Origin of the sequence: Amycolatopsis sp. NPDC005232 (genome assembly GCF_040607795.1) — a bacterium.
Classification (GTDB): domain Bacteria; phylum Actinomycetota; class Actinomycetes; order Mycobacteriales; family Pseudonocardiaceae; genus Amycolatopsis.
Genome location: NZ_JBEXHL010000034.1, coordinates 57,051 through 70,834 on the forward strand (window position 1 = coordinate 57,051; position 13,784 = coordinate 70,834).

At 73.1% G+C, this 13,784-nt stretch carries 13 protein-coding genes; 6 read left to right on the forward strand and 7 right to left on the reverse strand.

Going from position 1 to position 13,784, the window contains the following annotated elements:
* Window positions 1-6: 6 nt before the first annotated feature.
* The gene (locus tag ABZU76_RS41260; protein ID WP_354880615.1) at window positions 7-846 is read left to right on the forward strand and encodes an alpha/beta hydrolase; all 840 of its coding nucleotides are present in this window, start codon (window positions 7-9) and stop codon (window positions 844-846) included.
* An 18-nt stretch (window positions 847-864) separates the two neighbouring features.
* On the opposite strand, the gene ABZU76_RS41265 is transcribed toward ABZU76_RS41260, so the two are convergent.
* Window positions 865-1,368: a hypothetical protein gene (locus tag ABZU76_RS41265; protein ID WP_354880618.1), complete on the reverse strand. Its 504-nt coding sequence runs from the start codon at window positions 1,366-1,368 to the stop codon at window positions 865-867.
* 144 nt (window positions 1,369-1,512) lie between these two features.
* Window positions 1,513-1,893 carry a hypothetical protein gene (locus ABZU76_RS41270; protein ID WP_354880621.1) on the reverse strand — a complete coding sequence of 127 codons (381 nt, stop codon included), beginning with the start codon at window positions 1,891-1,893 and terminating at the stop codon, window positions 1,513-1,515.
* Between the two features lie 60 nt (window positions 1,894-1,953).
* Between ABZU76_RS41270 and ABZU76_RS41275 the strand changes: the two genes are divergently transcribed.
* A complete protein-coding gene (locus tag ABZU76_RS41275) occupies window positions 1,954-2,559 on the forward strand; it encodes a hypothetical protein (protein ID WP_354880624.1) in 606 nt (201 codons plus the stop codon).
* A 4-nt stretch (window positions 2,560-2,563) separates the two neighbouring features.
* The gene (locus tag ABZU76_RS41280; RefSeq protein WP_354880627.1) at window positions 2,564-3,703 is read left to right on the forward strand and encodes a hypothetical protein; all 1,140 of its coding nucleotides are present in this window, start codon (window positions 2,564-2,566) and stop codon (window positions 3,701-3,703) included.
* Here ABZU76_RS41280 and ABZU76_RS41285 read toward each other — a convergent pair.
* Window positions 3,621-4,622 (reverse strand): DMT family transporter, encoded by a 1,002-nt coding sequence (locus ABZU76_RS41285; RefSeq protein ID WP_354880630.1) that lies wholly within the window; start codon window positions 4,620-4,622, stop codon window positions 3,621-3,623. The two genes, ABZU76_RS41280 and ABZU76_RS41285, sit on opposite strands and share 83 nt — an antisense overlap.
* 73 nt (window positions 4,623-4,695) lie before the next feature.
* Between ABZU76_RS41285 and ABZU76_RS41290 the strand changes: the two genes are divergently transcribed.
* A complete protein-coding gene (locus ABZU76_RS41290) occupies window positions 4,696-5,619 on the forward strand; it encodes a LysR substrate-binding domain-containing protein (protein WP_354880633.1) in 924 nt (307 codons plus the stop codon).
* 125 nt (window positions 5,620-5,744) lie between these two features.
* Here ABZU76_RS41290 and ABZU76_RS41295 read toward each other — a convergent pair whose 3' ends face one another.
* The 3 genes from ABZU76_RS41295 to ABZU76_RS41305 form a co-directional block, all read right to left on the reverse strand.
* Window positions 5,745-6,038 (reverse strand): muconolactone Delta-isomerase family protein, encoded by a 294-nt coding sequence (locus tag ABZU76_RS41295; protein ID WP_354880636.1) that lies wholly within the window; start codon window positions 6,036-6,038, stop codon window positions 5,745-5,747.
* 97 nt (window positions 6,039-6,135) lie between these two features.
* Entirely contained in the window at window positions 6,136-7,065 is a 930-nt protein-coding gene (locus ABZU76_RS41300) for a LysR family transcriptional regulator (RefSeq protein ID WP_354880639.1), read from the reverse strand.
* A 21-nt stretch (window positions 7,066-7,086) separates the two neighbouring features.
* The gene (locus ABZU76_RS41305; protein ID WP_354880642.1) at window positions 7,087-8,514 is read right to left on the reverse strand and encodes a hypothetical protein; all 1,428 of its coding nucleotides are present in this window, start codon (window positions 8,512-8,514) and stop codon (window positions 7,087-7,089) included.
* Window positions 8,515-8,571: 57 nt separating this feature from the next.
* On the opposite strand from ABZU76_RS41305, the gene ABZU76_RS41310 reads away from it, so the two are divergent.
* Entirely contained in the window at window positions 8,572-9,264 is a 693-nt protein-coding gene (locus ABZU76_RS41310; protein ID WP_354880645.1) for a TetR/AcrR family transcriptional regulator C-terminal domain-containing protein, read from the forward strand.
* 3 nt (window positions 9,265-9,267) lie between these two features.
* Here the strand turns inward: ABZU76_RS41310 and ABZU76_RS41315 are convergent, their stop codons facing one another.
* The gene (locus tag ABZU76_RS41315; protein ID WP_354880648.1) at window positions 9,268-11,571 is read right to left on the reverse strand and encodes a LuxR C-terminal-related transcriptional regulator; all 2,304 of its coding nucleotides are present in this window, start codon (window positions 11,569-11,571) and stop codon (window positions 9,268-9,270) included.
* A 589-nt stretch (window positions 11,572-12,160) separates the two neighbouring features.
* Here ABZU76_RS41315 and ABZU76_RS41320 point away from each other — a divergent pair.
* Entirely contained in the window at window positions 12,161-13,729 is a 1,569-nt protein-coding gene (locus tag ABZU76_RS41320) for a phosphodiester glycosidase family protein (protein ID WP_354880651.1), read from the forward strand.
* Window positions 13,730-13,784 lie beyond the last annotated feature (55 nt).

Below are 13,784 nucleotides of genomic sequence, written 5' to 3' on the forward strand. Positions count from 1 at the left end.
CCGCGCATGCCGACCTTCGCCGCGCCGGACGGGACCACCCTCGCCTACCGCGTGCTCGGTTCGGGCACACCTGTCGTCTGCCTGCCGGGCGGCCCGATGCGCGACGCGGCCTATCTCGGCGACCTCGGGGGCCTGGCCGCGCACCGCAGCCTGCTGGTGCTCGACCTGCGCGGCACGGGCGCGTCCGCGGAGCCCGCAGACCCGGACACCTACCGCTGCGACCGCCAGGTCGGCGACGTCGAGGCCCTGCGCGAGCACCTCGGCCTCGAAAGCCTCGACCTGCTCGGCCACTCCGCGGGCGCGAGCCTGGCGATGCGATACGCGGCCACGCGGCCCCAGCGCGTCGGCCGGCTCGCGCTGATCACCCCGAGCGCACGGTCCGTCGCCTTCGAACAGACACCCGACCAGCGCCGGCACTCGATCGCCCGCCGGGCCGCGGAAACCTGGCACGCTGCCGTCGCGGCGGCGTACGAAGAGATCGCCGCCGGCCGCGCCACGAGCGCCGCCTGGGCCGCCCTCGCGCCGATGTACTACGGCCGCTGGGACGACACCGCGAAAGCCCACCACGCCACCGAATCAGCCCAGCGCAACGCCCGGGCCGCCCGCGGCTACAACTCCGAAGGCGCCTTCGACCCGCCGCGCACGCGAGCCGAACTGGCCGCCGTCACGGCCCCGGTGCTCGTGCTCGCGGGCGAGCTCGACTGGATCACCCCGCCCGACGTCGCCGCCGCCATCGCGGCCCTCTTCCCGGACGCGCACACCGTGACCCAGTACGGCGCGAGCCACTACCCGTGGATCGACGACCCGGTCGCCTTCACCGAGACTGTCGCGAAGTTCCTGTCCTGACGCGGTTCCTGGCGCGGCTCAACGCCGCTTTCGCCGCGCCGCCCGCTGCCACTCTTGGTCCTTGACGCGCAGCCCGAACGCCGCCTTCACCTCGGGCCGCTGCAGCGGCCGCAGCACGGCCTGCGCCAGGAGCAGCCACAGGAAGATGCCGACCGGCGCGGCGCCGCCGCCCGCGTCCGAGAGCAGAGTGATGACGCCGCCGACCACGAGGATCAGCGCGAACCCGAGCTCGACGCCGAGCGTCGTCCACCACACCGCAGGCCGGCGGCGACCGAGGAGCACCGCGCAGACCGCGACCGCCACGGCCAGCGCGGCGTCGAGCGAGGCCAGCGCGAGGACGCCGCCCAGGCCGTCGGTGTCGGCGGTGCTCGTCACGAGGACCCAGATGAACACCGACAGTGCGAGGTAGAGCGTCGCCTGCGCAGCCATCGCCCACCGGGCCGAGGAGATGGCGCGACGGATGTCTTCGTCGTCGTACGGATACTGCTGAGCCGGCAGCTCGAAGGGACTCGGGTCGGACACGGCGGGCACCACCTCTCGGGGACGTCCGCCGAGCAAACCCCCGCGGGGCGTTTCCGGTGGACAGCGGCAGGAACCGGCCAAGACCACCACACCCGGGCGGGACCGGTCCCGACGTCACCGATCAGCGCGGCCGGTGAAGCCGCCTCAGTCGTCCGTGGTCTTGCTGCACGTCACCGGCTTGCCGGGCGCGGGCGAAGTCGCCTTCGCGAGCTCCCTCTGCTTGTCCAGCAGGATCCGGCACGTCAGCGTGACGTTGCCGGCCGGCGTGGCGGTGACCGAGGCGTCGCGGCCCGCGCTGATGATCACGTCCTGCTTCCACGGCAGCCCGAGCGGGCCGGTGAGCTGGTGCTGCGTCGAGTCGTCCTGGTAACGGTCGACCGACTCCGAGTAGGTGATCCCGCTCGTGGTCCCGCTGCCGGTGACCTCGTAGCTGATGGCCCACGACTTCCCGGTGGGGTTGGTGCAGGCGACGAGACCGAGGAGCGCGGCGGGCACGACCGCGGCGGAGAGTGCCTTCTTGATCACGCGGCGACTGTACTGGGTGTCCGGTTCGCCCGCCGGGCAGGTGAGGGGCAGGATCGGGGCATGACGGCGTTGACGACGACCAGGCGTTCCCTCCACGGCGTGGCCGAGTTGCTGCTGGCCGGACCGCAGTTCCGCACGTCCGAGCGCATCGAGCTGCGGGTGGTGGGTGAGGGGTTCGCGACAATCGCCGAGCCCGGCCTGGCGGTGGAAGGAACCCGGCTGCGTACGGCTACCGGGGCAGTCGAGCTGCCCGGCCGTACCTACCGCGACGTGGCGGCGTCGATCGGCGTGGAGCCGAGCGACCTCGCCGACGTCTACTCCGACGGACCGTCGGTGCGCGCCGACGAGACGATCGAGCTCGATGCCGAAGCGGTGGCCACCCTGCTGTCCGCCTTCGCCGCCGGCGACCGGGCGCTGCGGGAGTTCGCGCCGGACGAGACCCCGGTGCTGTGGCCGGAGCACTTCGACGTCGCGATCACGCTCGGCGCGGTCAACTACGGCGTCTCGCCCGGCGACGGCTACCTGCCCGAGCCGTACGCCTACGTCGGCCCGCACGAGCCGCGCGAGGGCGAGTTCTGGAACGCGCCGTTCGGCGCCGCGCACCCGGTGCGGGAGCTCGACAACCTCCTCGCGTTCTTCCGCGAAGGCCAGGCGCTCGCGGGATGACCGCGTGTCGCTGACTTCGGAGCTGGCCGACCCGGCGAGCGTCCTCACGTCCTGGTGCACCCGGGTGTTCACCGGCACCCCGGCCGTGGCGGCCCAGGTCGAGGCGGCGGTGCAGGACGTGCGGCCGGTCCGCCCGGCCACCCACGACGTCCCGCGCCGCCACTGGGCCGAGATCGGGGGCGCGTTCGGCCAGCGTGTGGCCGATCTCGTGCAGCCGGCGCCGCCGTACTACGCGCTGCTCGGGCTCATCGGCGCGCAGTGGGCCACCGGGGTGTGGGCGCACGCGCAGGCCGCGGAGTACCCGACGCACCGCGGGTTGCCGGCCGAGTTCCGCGCCCGCGCGCTCGGCGTGCGGCCCGCCGCGGCAACGTGGCTGGATCTCGGCGACCAGCTCGGCGGTGCGAGGGCCGAGCCGCTGCCCGGCGTCGCCGAGGCGTGGGCGGAGTTCTTCGGCCGCACCCGCTCGTACCAGGACCGGTACGCGCCGCCGGGCACGCTCGGGTCGCCGGGAGTCGAGGCCGGCCTGGCGCGGACGAACTTCGTGCTCTCGGCGTGCGAGGACGTCTACCGGTCGGGCGGGATCGACCCGCGGCTGGCGCGAGTCGTCGACGGCGGTGGGGCGAGCGTCGACGCGCTGCGCGGGCTGGCGACCGACGACCAGGTCTCGGAGCTGGCGGAAATCGCGAAGCGGCTGCACGACCGGGGCGCGTTGTGGGAGCTGCGCCGCAGGGGCGGGAACCCGCCGGACGGTACGCAGCTCGGCATCGCCGGGCCCACGATCGTGCCCGGCTGGGCCGACGGCGACGTGCTGCTGGGCGCGATCGACCCGGCCGGCGGGATCGGCGAAGGCACGGCAACGCTGCTCGACGTGAAGACCGTGGTCGGCGTCCGCGATCCGGACCGCGTCGGCCGCTGGCTGTGGCAGCTGCTGCTCTACGCGTGGCTCGACGTGGGGGACATCTACCGGATCCGCGACGTCGGGCTGCTGCTCGCGCGGCACGGCACCGTCGTGACGTGGCCGGTGGAGCAGCTCGAAGAGGAGCTGCTGGGCACGCCGGACGTCATCGAGTTCCGTCGCGACGAGGCGCGTGAGCTCGTCGGCGCGATCCTCGCGTCGGTGGGGCTGGCGTTCCCGGAGAGCTGACCCCTCGCGGTGCGCGGCCGGCGAAACACACCGCCGCCACGACGACCGCGCAGCCGGCCAGCTGCAGCACTGTCGGCTCCTCGCCGAGCAGCACGATGCCGTAGACGACCGCGCCGATCGGCTGCAGCAGCATCAGGACCGAGCCCGTCGCGGACGTCATCCGCGGCAGCCCGGCGGCGATCAGCAGCCAGCCGACGACCTGGCCCACGAGCGCGAGCGCCACCAGCCAGCCGAACGCGGGCCACCCCGGCGTGAAGTCGAGCCGGTGGGTGGGCACGCCGAGCGCGACGGCGACGACGCCGGCCGAGACCGTCGCGAGCAGCAGCGACCGGATCTGCGTGGCAGGGCCGCTGCTGAGCCGGATGAGCAGCAGGTAGCAGGAGTACCCGGCGCCCGCGGCCAGCGCGAGGAGCGCGCCACTGAGCGGGTCGGAGCCGACGGCGCTCTTGCCGAGGAACCCGCCGCTCAACACGATGCCGACGAGCAGCGCCGGGGCCGTCAGCAGGAAGCGGCGGCCCGGGCGCTCGGAGAGGAACAGCAACGCCAGCAGCGGCACGATCACGACCTGCACGCCGAGCAGCACCGTCGCGATCCCGGCGCCGACGCGCGGGATCGACTCGCCCCACAGCACGAAGTCGAGGCCGAGACCGAGGCCACCCAGCAGCGGGAACAGGATCTTGGGCCGCACGCCCGTGCGCCGCCACTCCCAGAAGGCGAGCGCGGCCAGCACGGGGATCGAGAGCACGCACCGCCAGAACGAGCTCGTGGAGCCGCTCGCGCCCGACACCTTGATGAACACCGACGACAACGCGATGCAGAGGCTGCCCGCCGCCGCGAGCAGGCGCGGGTCGACCCGATCGGTGAGAACGGTGATCGGCCCGGCCACCGGGGGACGGGACGGGAGCTCGGTCGTGGTCACCCCTCAAGCCTGCGGTGCTCGACTGTCAAGGACAAGCGAATGTTCCTGAGCGGAATTCGGTAGCATCACTACCGTGTTCAGTCTCGACCGGATGCGCGCCCTGCACTCGGTCTCCCAGCACGGCTCGGTGGCCGCGGCGGCCGCGGCGCTGCACGTCACGCCGTCCGGGGTATCGCAGCAGCTCGCGAAGCTGGAACGCGAGGCCGGCCAGTCGCTGCTCGAACCCCGCGGCCGCGGCGTGCGGCTCACGCGCGCGGGACAGGTGCTCGCCGGGCACGCCGGCCGGATCCTCGCCCAGATCGCGCAGGCGCGGTCGGATCTGGAGCTGCTCAACGAGGACGTGCTGGGCCCGCTGCGCCTCGGCGCCATCCCGACGACCATCCACGCCCTCCTGCCGCCCGCCCTCGCGACGCTCGCCGCCCAGCACCCGCGCCTCGAGGTGACCCTGCGCGAGGGCGAGGCCGAGCAGACCCTGCCCCAGGTCGTGGCGGGCGACCTCGACATCGCCGTGGCCGAGAGCTGGGCGGACCGCCCCACGGTGCTCCCGCCGACGGTCACCGCCACCACGCTGTTCTCCGACGTCGCCGACCTCGCCCTTCCTGGCACCCACCGCCTGGCGCACCGCCGCACCGTCGACCTCGCCGAGGTCGACGACGTACCGTGGATCGCCTGGACCGCCGGCTCGGGCTGCTACGAATGGCTCGTCCACGTCCTCCGGGCGCAACAGCTGGAGCCGAAGATCAGCTGCACCGTCGGCGGCTACCCGACGCAGCTCGCGCTGGTTGCCGGCAACGCGGGCGCCGCGCTCGTGCCCCGCCTCGCCCGCGGTACGCCGCCCGCCGGAGTGCGCATCCTGACCACCCGACCCGCGTTGTCGCGCACGATCGTCGCGATCTGCCGCGCAGGCGAGGAAGAACACAGCGGGATCCGCGCCGCACTGGACGCCCTGCTCGCCGCCTCCGCCCGCTTCGCGACGGGGGCGCAGCCGATCCGCTGAGGCCCGACGTCGAGGGCGCTCTGGGTGCGGTGCAGAAGCGGCCCGGACGTGCGGCGGGAGCTTCCCGCAGCCGTCGATCGGCGCTCCGCCTGCGCGGAGTTGGGCCGGGGCGCCGGCGGTCGGGTTCAGGCCTTCGGGCCCGGGTCGTTCGGATGCGGTTCGAGGGCCGTGATCTCGAACGTCATCCAGTCGTGCAGCGGGAGTTTGCCCAGGACGTCGCTGCGGAGGGCGGCTTCGGTGTCGGCGCGCCAGAGGCCGATGCTGCGCAGCTCGCCGACCGGGCGCCACAGACGGCCGAGGTGGCCGGTGGCGGCGAGCTCGCGGGCGCGCACGGCTTCGGCGGCGCGGCGCCGGTCGACCTCGGCCGGGTCGGTGCCGTCGGGGACGGTGGTGGTGATGCGGACCAGGAACTCCTGCATGACTGTCTCCTCGGGAAGCCGTTCCGACAAGGAGATCTTGCGCCGTGCCGGCCCACGGGCGCCACGACCGGATCGCTCGTAGGTCGGAGGCCGCGGCTCACACAGGGTCGGCGGTGCGCCGGGAGTACGGGTCGGTGGCCGGCAGCCACGTGGAGTCGTCGAGGCCGAAGGTGCCGAGGTCCGCGGTCAGAGCGTCGACGACGGCTTGTACGGAAGCGCGGGTGTCGTCGCGGCGGGTGACGAGCGACCAGGTCCAGCACGGCGTCGGGGAGACGATGGGGCGGCGCACCAGGTCCGGCGGCAGGGGAGTGGTCTGGCCCTTCGGCGAGTTGACGACGGGCCGGCGCAGGCGGCGGACGTGCTCGAAGAACGCGGGGCCGGTGACGCCGCCGTCGTCGGTCTGCACGACGGTGGCGCCCGTGTCGCGGGCGAACTGACCGGCGTAGAGGTTCCACGACGACCAGCTGAGCGTGTCGGAGTCGACCAGCACCACCACGTCCTTCGCCGCGACGGGTGAGGTGTCGGTGCCGGTGGCCACGGCGTAGAGGTGGTCGGCGCCGATCAGCCGCGCGGTGAGGTCCTGGTCGGCGAGGTCGGGCGTCTGAACCCAGCAGATGGCCAGGTCGATGCTGCCGTCGGCGACCCGCCCGGCCTGCGCGTGCGAGGGCAGCACCCACGCGTCGACCTGCACGCGCGCGACGCCGGCGGTGCGTTCGACGAGGTCGGCGGGGCGCCAGTTCACGTAGCCGAGCCGCACGGCTTCGGTGCCCGACAGCCCGGTGGCCTGGCGGCGCAGGTCGTCCGCCTGCTGCAGCAGCGCGCGGGCGCCCGGCAGCAGCGACTCGCCGATCGCGGTCAGCGCCACCGAACGGCGGTCCCGGTCGAACAGGCGCACGCCCAGGTCGCGCTCGAGCGCCTTGATCTGCTGGGAGAGCGACGGTCCGGCGATGTGCAGCCGTTCCGCGGCCCGTCCGAAGTTCATCTCCTCGGCGACGGCGACGAAGTACCGCAGCTGGCGCAGTTCCACCAGCGCATCGTAGTTCCCGCGTCACCGCCCGCTGACGAACGCCGGCGTGAGCGACACGTCCAGCCGCACCGAGCCGCTCTCGAGCCGCACGGAGACGGGCGCACCGAAGGCGTCGACGGCAACCACCTCGGGCGCGGTCCACGGCAACGTCACCGGGACCGGCGGCTCCTGCTCCCCGTCCACCGGGTCGCGCTGGTCCCACACCACCACCAGCGGACCACGCCCGGCCCGCTCGACGGCGTAGGCCTGCACCCCGGCGTCCATTCGCGACACTCGCTCGGCCCCCGCGAGCTGCTCGGCGACCAGCGAAAACGTGTCCGCCATCGGCCGCCGCACCTCCAGCGAACGGCCGCGGTAGCCCAGCAGCGGCAGTTTGCCGAACAGCAGGTGCATCATCTGCAGCGGGTCGACGGGTCCTGGGACCTCGGGTGCGAGGTTCCAGTACGCCGTGCGCCGGATCCCCGCCGCGAGCGCCAGCACCGTCCGCACCACGAGCTGCCGGCAGCCGATCCGGTCGCGCAGCGCGTCGAGCTCGGGCGGGCAGCCGTCGAGGAACATCCGCAGCCGCGGCGGCAGCTCGGCCATTCGCGAGTACAGCGATCGCATCGCGGCGCGCTCCGGTGTCTCCCGCGCCGCGCGTTCCTGCAGCTCGCCCGTGCTCTGAGTGGCCGGCGCGTCGGCGAACGCACTCAGGAACGCCTGCTGCATCACGGATTCCAGCTCCGGGAACTCGAACGGCACCGGCCCGCCGTGCTCACCCGCCACGATCGGCTTGGGTTCCCCGTACGCCGCCATCATCGCGCGCGCCGCGTCCACAGAGGACGGCACCGTCAGCGGGTCGCCGTAGAGGTGCGCGCTGAACACGTCGAAATGTTCGCGTCCCGCCGACACGAGGTGGTCGAAGAACCGCCGCGGCTCACTGCCGGGTTCGCTCGAGAACACGTCGTACCCGCAGCCGCCGAGTACGACCAGCGCGGCCGGATCGACGTCCTTGACCACCTCGTGCAGCACCTTCAGCTGAGTGACGTACTCCTCGGCCGTCCCGGCCCACAGCAGCCCGGTGTTGCTCGGTTCGTTGTCGCACTGCCAGAACTTGACCCGGCCCGCGCACCGCCGCACCAGCTCCCGGACGAACCGCCCGTAGACCGCCGGATCGTGTGCCGGCGAAGGCGGCAGGAAGTCCGTGGACACCTTCGTCGCCCACGGAGAGCTCGAACAGACGGTCAGCCACACCTCTTCGTCGCCGTCGAGCTGAGCCAGCAGTGCGTCGACGGCCGTCCAGTCGTGCTCGCCGGGCCGCGGCTCGACCTGGCTCCAGAACACGTAGGCGCGCAGCAGCCCGGCACCGAGTGCGCGAGCCTGCGGCACGAACTCACCCGGTTCACCGAACAGCCCGTAACTGATGCCCCGCACCACACCCAGCCGGACGCCCGGCAGCGCTTCGGTCACCACATCCCCCTGAAAGTTTCACTGATAAACTCGAACTATATGCGATAAACTCCGGGCATGCCAGCAGAGCCCCCGTTGATCTGGACGCTGCCCCCGCCTCCGCCGCGCCAGCGCTCCCTCGGCCGCGAAGAGATCGTCGCCGCGGCGATCGCCCTGGCCGACGAAGGCGCCGCGGTCACCATGAAGTCCGTGGCCGCCCGGCTCGGCCCCTACACGTCGATGGCGCTCTACCGCTACGTCCACAGCCGCGAAGGCCTCAGCGACCTCATGCTCGACGCGGCGGTCGCCGAGGTCCCCGTGCCGGCCGCCCCGAGCGGCGACTGGCGTGAAGACCTCCGCGCCCTCGCGCTCGACACGCGCGGCATGCTGAGTCGCCACCCGTGGTCCGCCCTGCTCGCCCACACCCGCCCGCCCGCCGGCCCGCACCTCATGCGGCGTCTCGAGTTCATGCTCGCCGTCCTCACCACGCGCGGCGCCACGCTGCCCGACGCGATGACCTACGCCGCGCTGATCGACCGCCACGTCCTCGGCAGCGGCGCGCAGGAAGCCGAAGAAGCCCGCCACGAACCCACCGGCGAAGCTTTCACCGAGGCGCTGGCGTCCGTGCGGGACCTCGCGGCCGCGGACCCCGCCGTGCCGCTGCTCACCGCGTGGCTCACGAACCCCTCCGGCCCGCCCCGCGACGCCCAGTTCGACCTCGGCCTCGGCTTCCTCCTCGACGGCATCGAGTCCCGGCTGCCGGCGAGGTGATCCTCAGCCGCCGCGCCGCTGCGCGAGCCACGCCGGGATCCGGCTGCGCGAGCTGAAGCCCAGCTTGCCGAGGATGTGGTCCACATGGGACTCCACCGTCCGGCGGCTGATCACCAGCCGCTGCGCGATCTCTTTGTTCGTCAGGCCCTCGGCGACGAGCTCGGCCACTTCGAACTCGCGGCTCGTGAGCTCCGGCTCCGACGTGTCCCGGGAGGGCGCGACCGGCGCGGGAGGGGCGACATTTTCACCGAGCAGGTGGGCGAGCGCGGCCTCGAACCCGGTCGACGCCTCGACGCCGCGCTTGAACGCCGTGCGAAAACGGGCATCGCCCAGGGCTTCCCGGACCTCGCGTTCGCAGGCGCCGTGCGCGTCGATCATGCGGCACAGCCCGAGCATCGCCTTGCCGCCGACGAGCGGCCACACTCGGTTCGCCACGCCGAGGCGTTCGGCCGCCAGCTCGGTCCGGCCGGTCGCGGCGGCGACCCAGGACAACAGCTCCACCGACAGCGACGCTCCGAGGATGTCGTTGAACAGCCGCGCCGTGCGAAGTCCGCGCAGCAGTCCAGTTTCCGCCGCCCCGTGCTCGCCGAGCATCCACTGCGCGAGCGAGCGTGCATACAGCAGGTGCGTGCGGGCGCGAAGCTCACCGGTCGCGTCGCATGCGGCCAAACCCTCGTCCGCGAGGGTCACAGCCGTGGCAGGGTCGCCGCCCCACGCCTCGGACTGCGCCACCGTGCCGAGGCTGAGGACTTTGATGCTGGTGTAGCCGGGTATCGCGGCGAACCGGGTGTTCGCTTCGCGGAACAACACCGTGGCGGTGGCGAAATCGCCCTCGAGGAAGCGGCACGCGGCCGTGAGCATCTCCGTGTAGCCGAGCACGACCTGGTCGCCGCTGCGGCGGCCCCACTCCTCGGCCTCGCGGATGAGGGGCAGCGCCGCCCGGGGCTCGCCCATCAGGCACGCGGCGTACGCGCTGATCCACAACGCCCGCGCGCGAGCGCGGCTCGGCTGCGGGTTCACGCCCAGAGCCCGGGCGAGCCACAGCCGCCCCTCGGTGAGGTGCCCGCAGTGGAGCCAGAAGAAGTGCAGCGTCACCACGAGATCGAGGCCTGCGGCGAACCGCTCCGGGGTGCTCAGGTCGTTGTCGATCGCCGTGCGCAGGTTGGCGTGGTCGCGCAGCACCGTCGCGTACACCTCGACCTGGTCGGCGCCCGTGTCCCAGTCGTTCTGCGCGCGCCCGGCGAGGCGGTGGAAATACTCGCTGTGCTGGTCGCGCAGCGTCGCTTCGCCGCCCGCTTCGGCCAGCTTCTGCCGGCCGTACTCGCGGATCGTCTGCAGGAGGCGGTAGCGCGTCGGCGCCCGGTTGGCCGCGGTCTGCACGATGGACTTCTCGACGAGCCCCGCCACCAGGCCGAGCACGTCGCCGGCTTCGATGCCGTCGCCGGAGCACACCTCCTCGGCCGCGGAGAGGTGGAAGCCGCCGGCGAACACGGCCAGGCGCGTCCACAACACGCGTTGACGCGGGGTGCACAGCAGGTAGCTCCAGTCGATCGTGCCCGTCAGCGACTTCTGCCGCTGCGGCGCGACCGGGTTGGGGCTCAGCAGCTGGAAGGTGTCGTCGAGCCGGTCGAGCAGCTCGTCGATCGCCAGGGTGCGCAGCCACACGGCGGCGAGCTCGATCGCGAGCGGCAGCCCGTCGAGGCGGCGGCACACCTCGACGACGATGGACCAGTTGGTGCTGTCGAGGGCGAACCCGCTCGACACGGCGGTGGCCCGTTCGGTGAACAGCGTTACCGCGTCGAGCCCGATCGCGTCGGCGAGCTCGTGGACCTCCGGCACCGCCAGCGGTGCCACGGGGTACACGCGTTCGCCCTCGATGCCCAGCACGTGGCGGCTGGTGGCGAGGATCCGGAGGTCGGGCGCACTGGCGAGGAGGTCGCGCGCGAGTCGCGCGCACGCTTCGGCGAGGTGCTCGCAGTTGTCGAGCACCAGCAGCGGGCTCTTGTCGCGCAGGTACTCGGCGAGCCGGCCCGGCGGATCCTCGTCGGCGTCGCGGATCCCGAACGTCGCGCCGACCGTCTGGGCGAGCAGCGCGGGATCGTGGAGGTCGCCCAGCTCGATCAGCCAGACGTCGTCGGGGAACGTGTGCGCCACCTGGTCGGCGATGCGGACGGCGAGTCGGGTCTTGCCCACGCCACCGGCTCCGGTGAGCGTGACGAGGCGCCCCGCCGAGAGCAGCCTGCGGATCTCGGCCAGTTCCCGCTGCCGACCGATGAAGCTGGTCAGCTCGGCGGGCAGCGTCCCCATCGAGACCACCTCCACGACTTGGTGTGAGACTACGTCGCGCGGTGGCCGATGTCAGGTTGTTCCGTTTTATCCGGACAGCACTGAACCCCGTATCACGTCGTGTGCCTCCGTGATACGGGGTTCAGCGGGTCGGCTCACTCCATCGGGGGGAGAGTGAGCACCTCCTTTCGGCGGGAACGGCGAAATTCGGTTCAGGCAGCCAGATCCGATGAGGGCGGTCTGGTGTCCGGTGCCGGGGAGTGGAACGCTTCCCGGTCGCGCCCGGCCGGCTCACAGCCCGGCCGCCAGGTACCCACGTGCGTCCACTGCCGGCCCCACCAGTGGCTGATGAGGACCGTGGACCGGAAGCAGGCCGGACACGGCTGGCGAAGGGAGTCGATCGCCATTGCGGGACCTCCGTGTCGGTTGTGCTTCTTGTCCTTCGACGATGGCGGGTCCGAGCCGAGAGCACATCGGGAGTCCTACGGAGAAATTACGTACGCACCCGGTTCGGCAGAGGTTCACCGGCGCTCCAGCCGACGGACAGGTCCGGGTCGACCGCAGCGAGTGAACTCACCCGGATCCGCTTGAGGCAAGGGAGAAACCCACAGTGTTCACCTCGTCACGCGCTCGGCGCGTGCTCGCGGCAGCCGTCGTCGTCGCAGGGGCGGCGGCGGTTCTCACGCCGGCAGCCGACGCTTCGGTGCCCGGTCCCGCCGGCTACACCTGGACCACCGACGTGGTCGCGCCGGGCGTCACCGTGCGCACCGGCGTGCTGAGCCGCACGGCTCACCCTCCGTTCTGGACGGTCACGATCACCGCGCCGGCCAAGAACATCCTCACCGGCGCCGCGACGACCGCCGAACTCGGCACGGCGGCGTGGGCACGCGACACCGCCGCCCGGCTGCAGGCGGCGGGCTACCCGGCGCGCCAGGACACCGTCCGCTGGCCTGCCTTCTCCGACACCCCGCACGGCGTCGAGGGCGTGCGCGTGCGCACCGGCTCCTACCCGACGCAGGCGGCGGCCACCGCGGCCGCGACAACACTCAAGGCGGCCGGGTTCAGCGCCGTGGCGGAGTGGACGGGCTACGACGCCGATCAGGCGCCCGACGCCGAACGCGTCCACGTCGCCGTGATCGACCGCGACCGCTTCCACGGCGGCATCGAGGCGACGCACGACGGCACGGTGGCACGGCGGGAAACCACGTCGTCGATCGCGGCGAAGACGGGTGCGCTCGTGGCCGTGAACGGCGGGTTCTTCGTGACCGCTGACGCCGACGGTTTCCAGGGCGTGCCCGCCGGGCTCGCCGCGTACGACGGCAAGCTCGAGTCGCAGTCGTCCGGCGCCCGCGCCGCGCTGGTCCTGGGCCACCGCGGCGACGTGTCCATCGAGAACCTGACGTCCACGGTGACCCTGCGCTCCGGCGCGGCGACCCACGCGGTCGAAGGCGTGAACCGCAAGCCCGGTGTCGTGCGCGACTGTGGCCGGCCGGGCCTGACGCCCACCACGAAGCCGCGGCAGGACTTCACCTGCACCACTGCCGACGACCTCGTGCTCTTCACCGCCGAGTTCGGCGCCGCCCTGCCCACCGGCACGGGCACACAGGTCACGCTCGACCGCAACGGCCGCGTGCTCACCGTGGGCGCGCGTGGTGGCGCGGTGCCCGCAGGCGGTTCCGCCGTGCAGGGCATCGGCCCGGCCGCCGGCTGGCTCGCCGCCCACGCCGCGATCGGCCGCAAGCTGTCCGTCGACGAGCGCGTGCGCACCGCGTCGGGCCGGCCGGTCGACCTCCGCGCCGGCGACGGCATCGTCAGCGCGGCGCCGGTGCTGCTGCGCCACGGCCGCCAGGCCATCGACGCCGCGACCGAGGGCGTGCTCGACCCGAAGGACCTGTCGTTCGGCTACGCCTGGGCCGAGCAGCGCCAGCCGCGCACGATGGCCGGGCTCGACGCGCAGGGCCGCCTGCTCCTCGTGACCGTCGACGGCCGTCAGCCCGGCGTCAGCGAAGGCGTGACGATCGAGGAGGGCGCGCAGCTGATGCGCAGCCTCGGCGCGGTCGACGCGCTCAACCTCGACGGCGGCGGCTCCACCGCCATGGCCGTCGCGGGACAGCTCGTGAACCACCCGTCGGACGCCACGGGCGAGCGTCCGATCGGCGACGCGGTGCTCGTGCGCTGACGCGCCCGGCCGGGCGCCTCCGCTCCACCCGGACGCGCCCGGCCGGACAAACCGG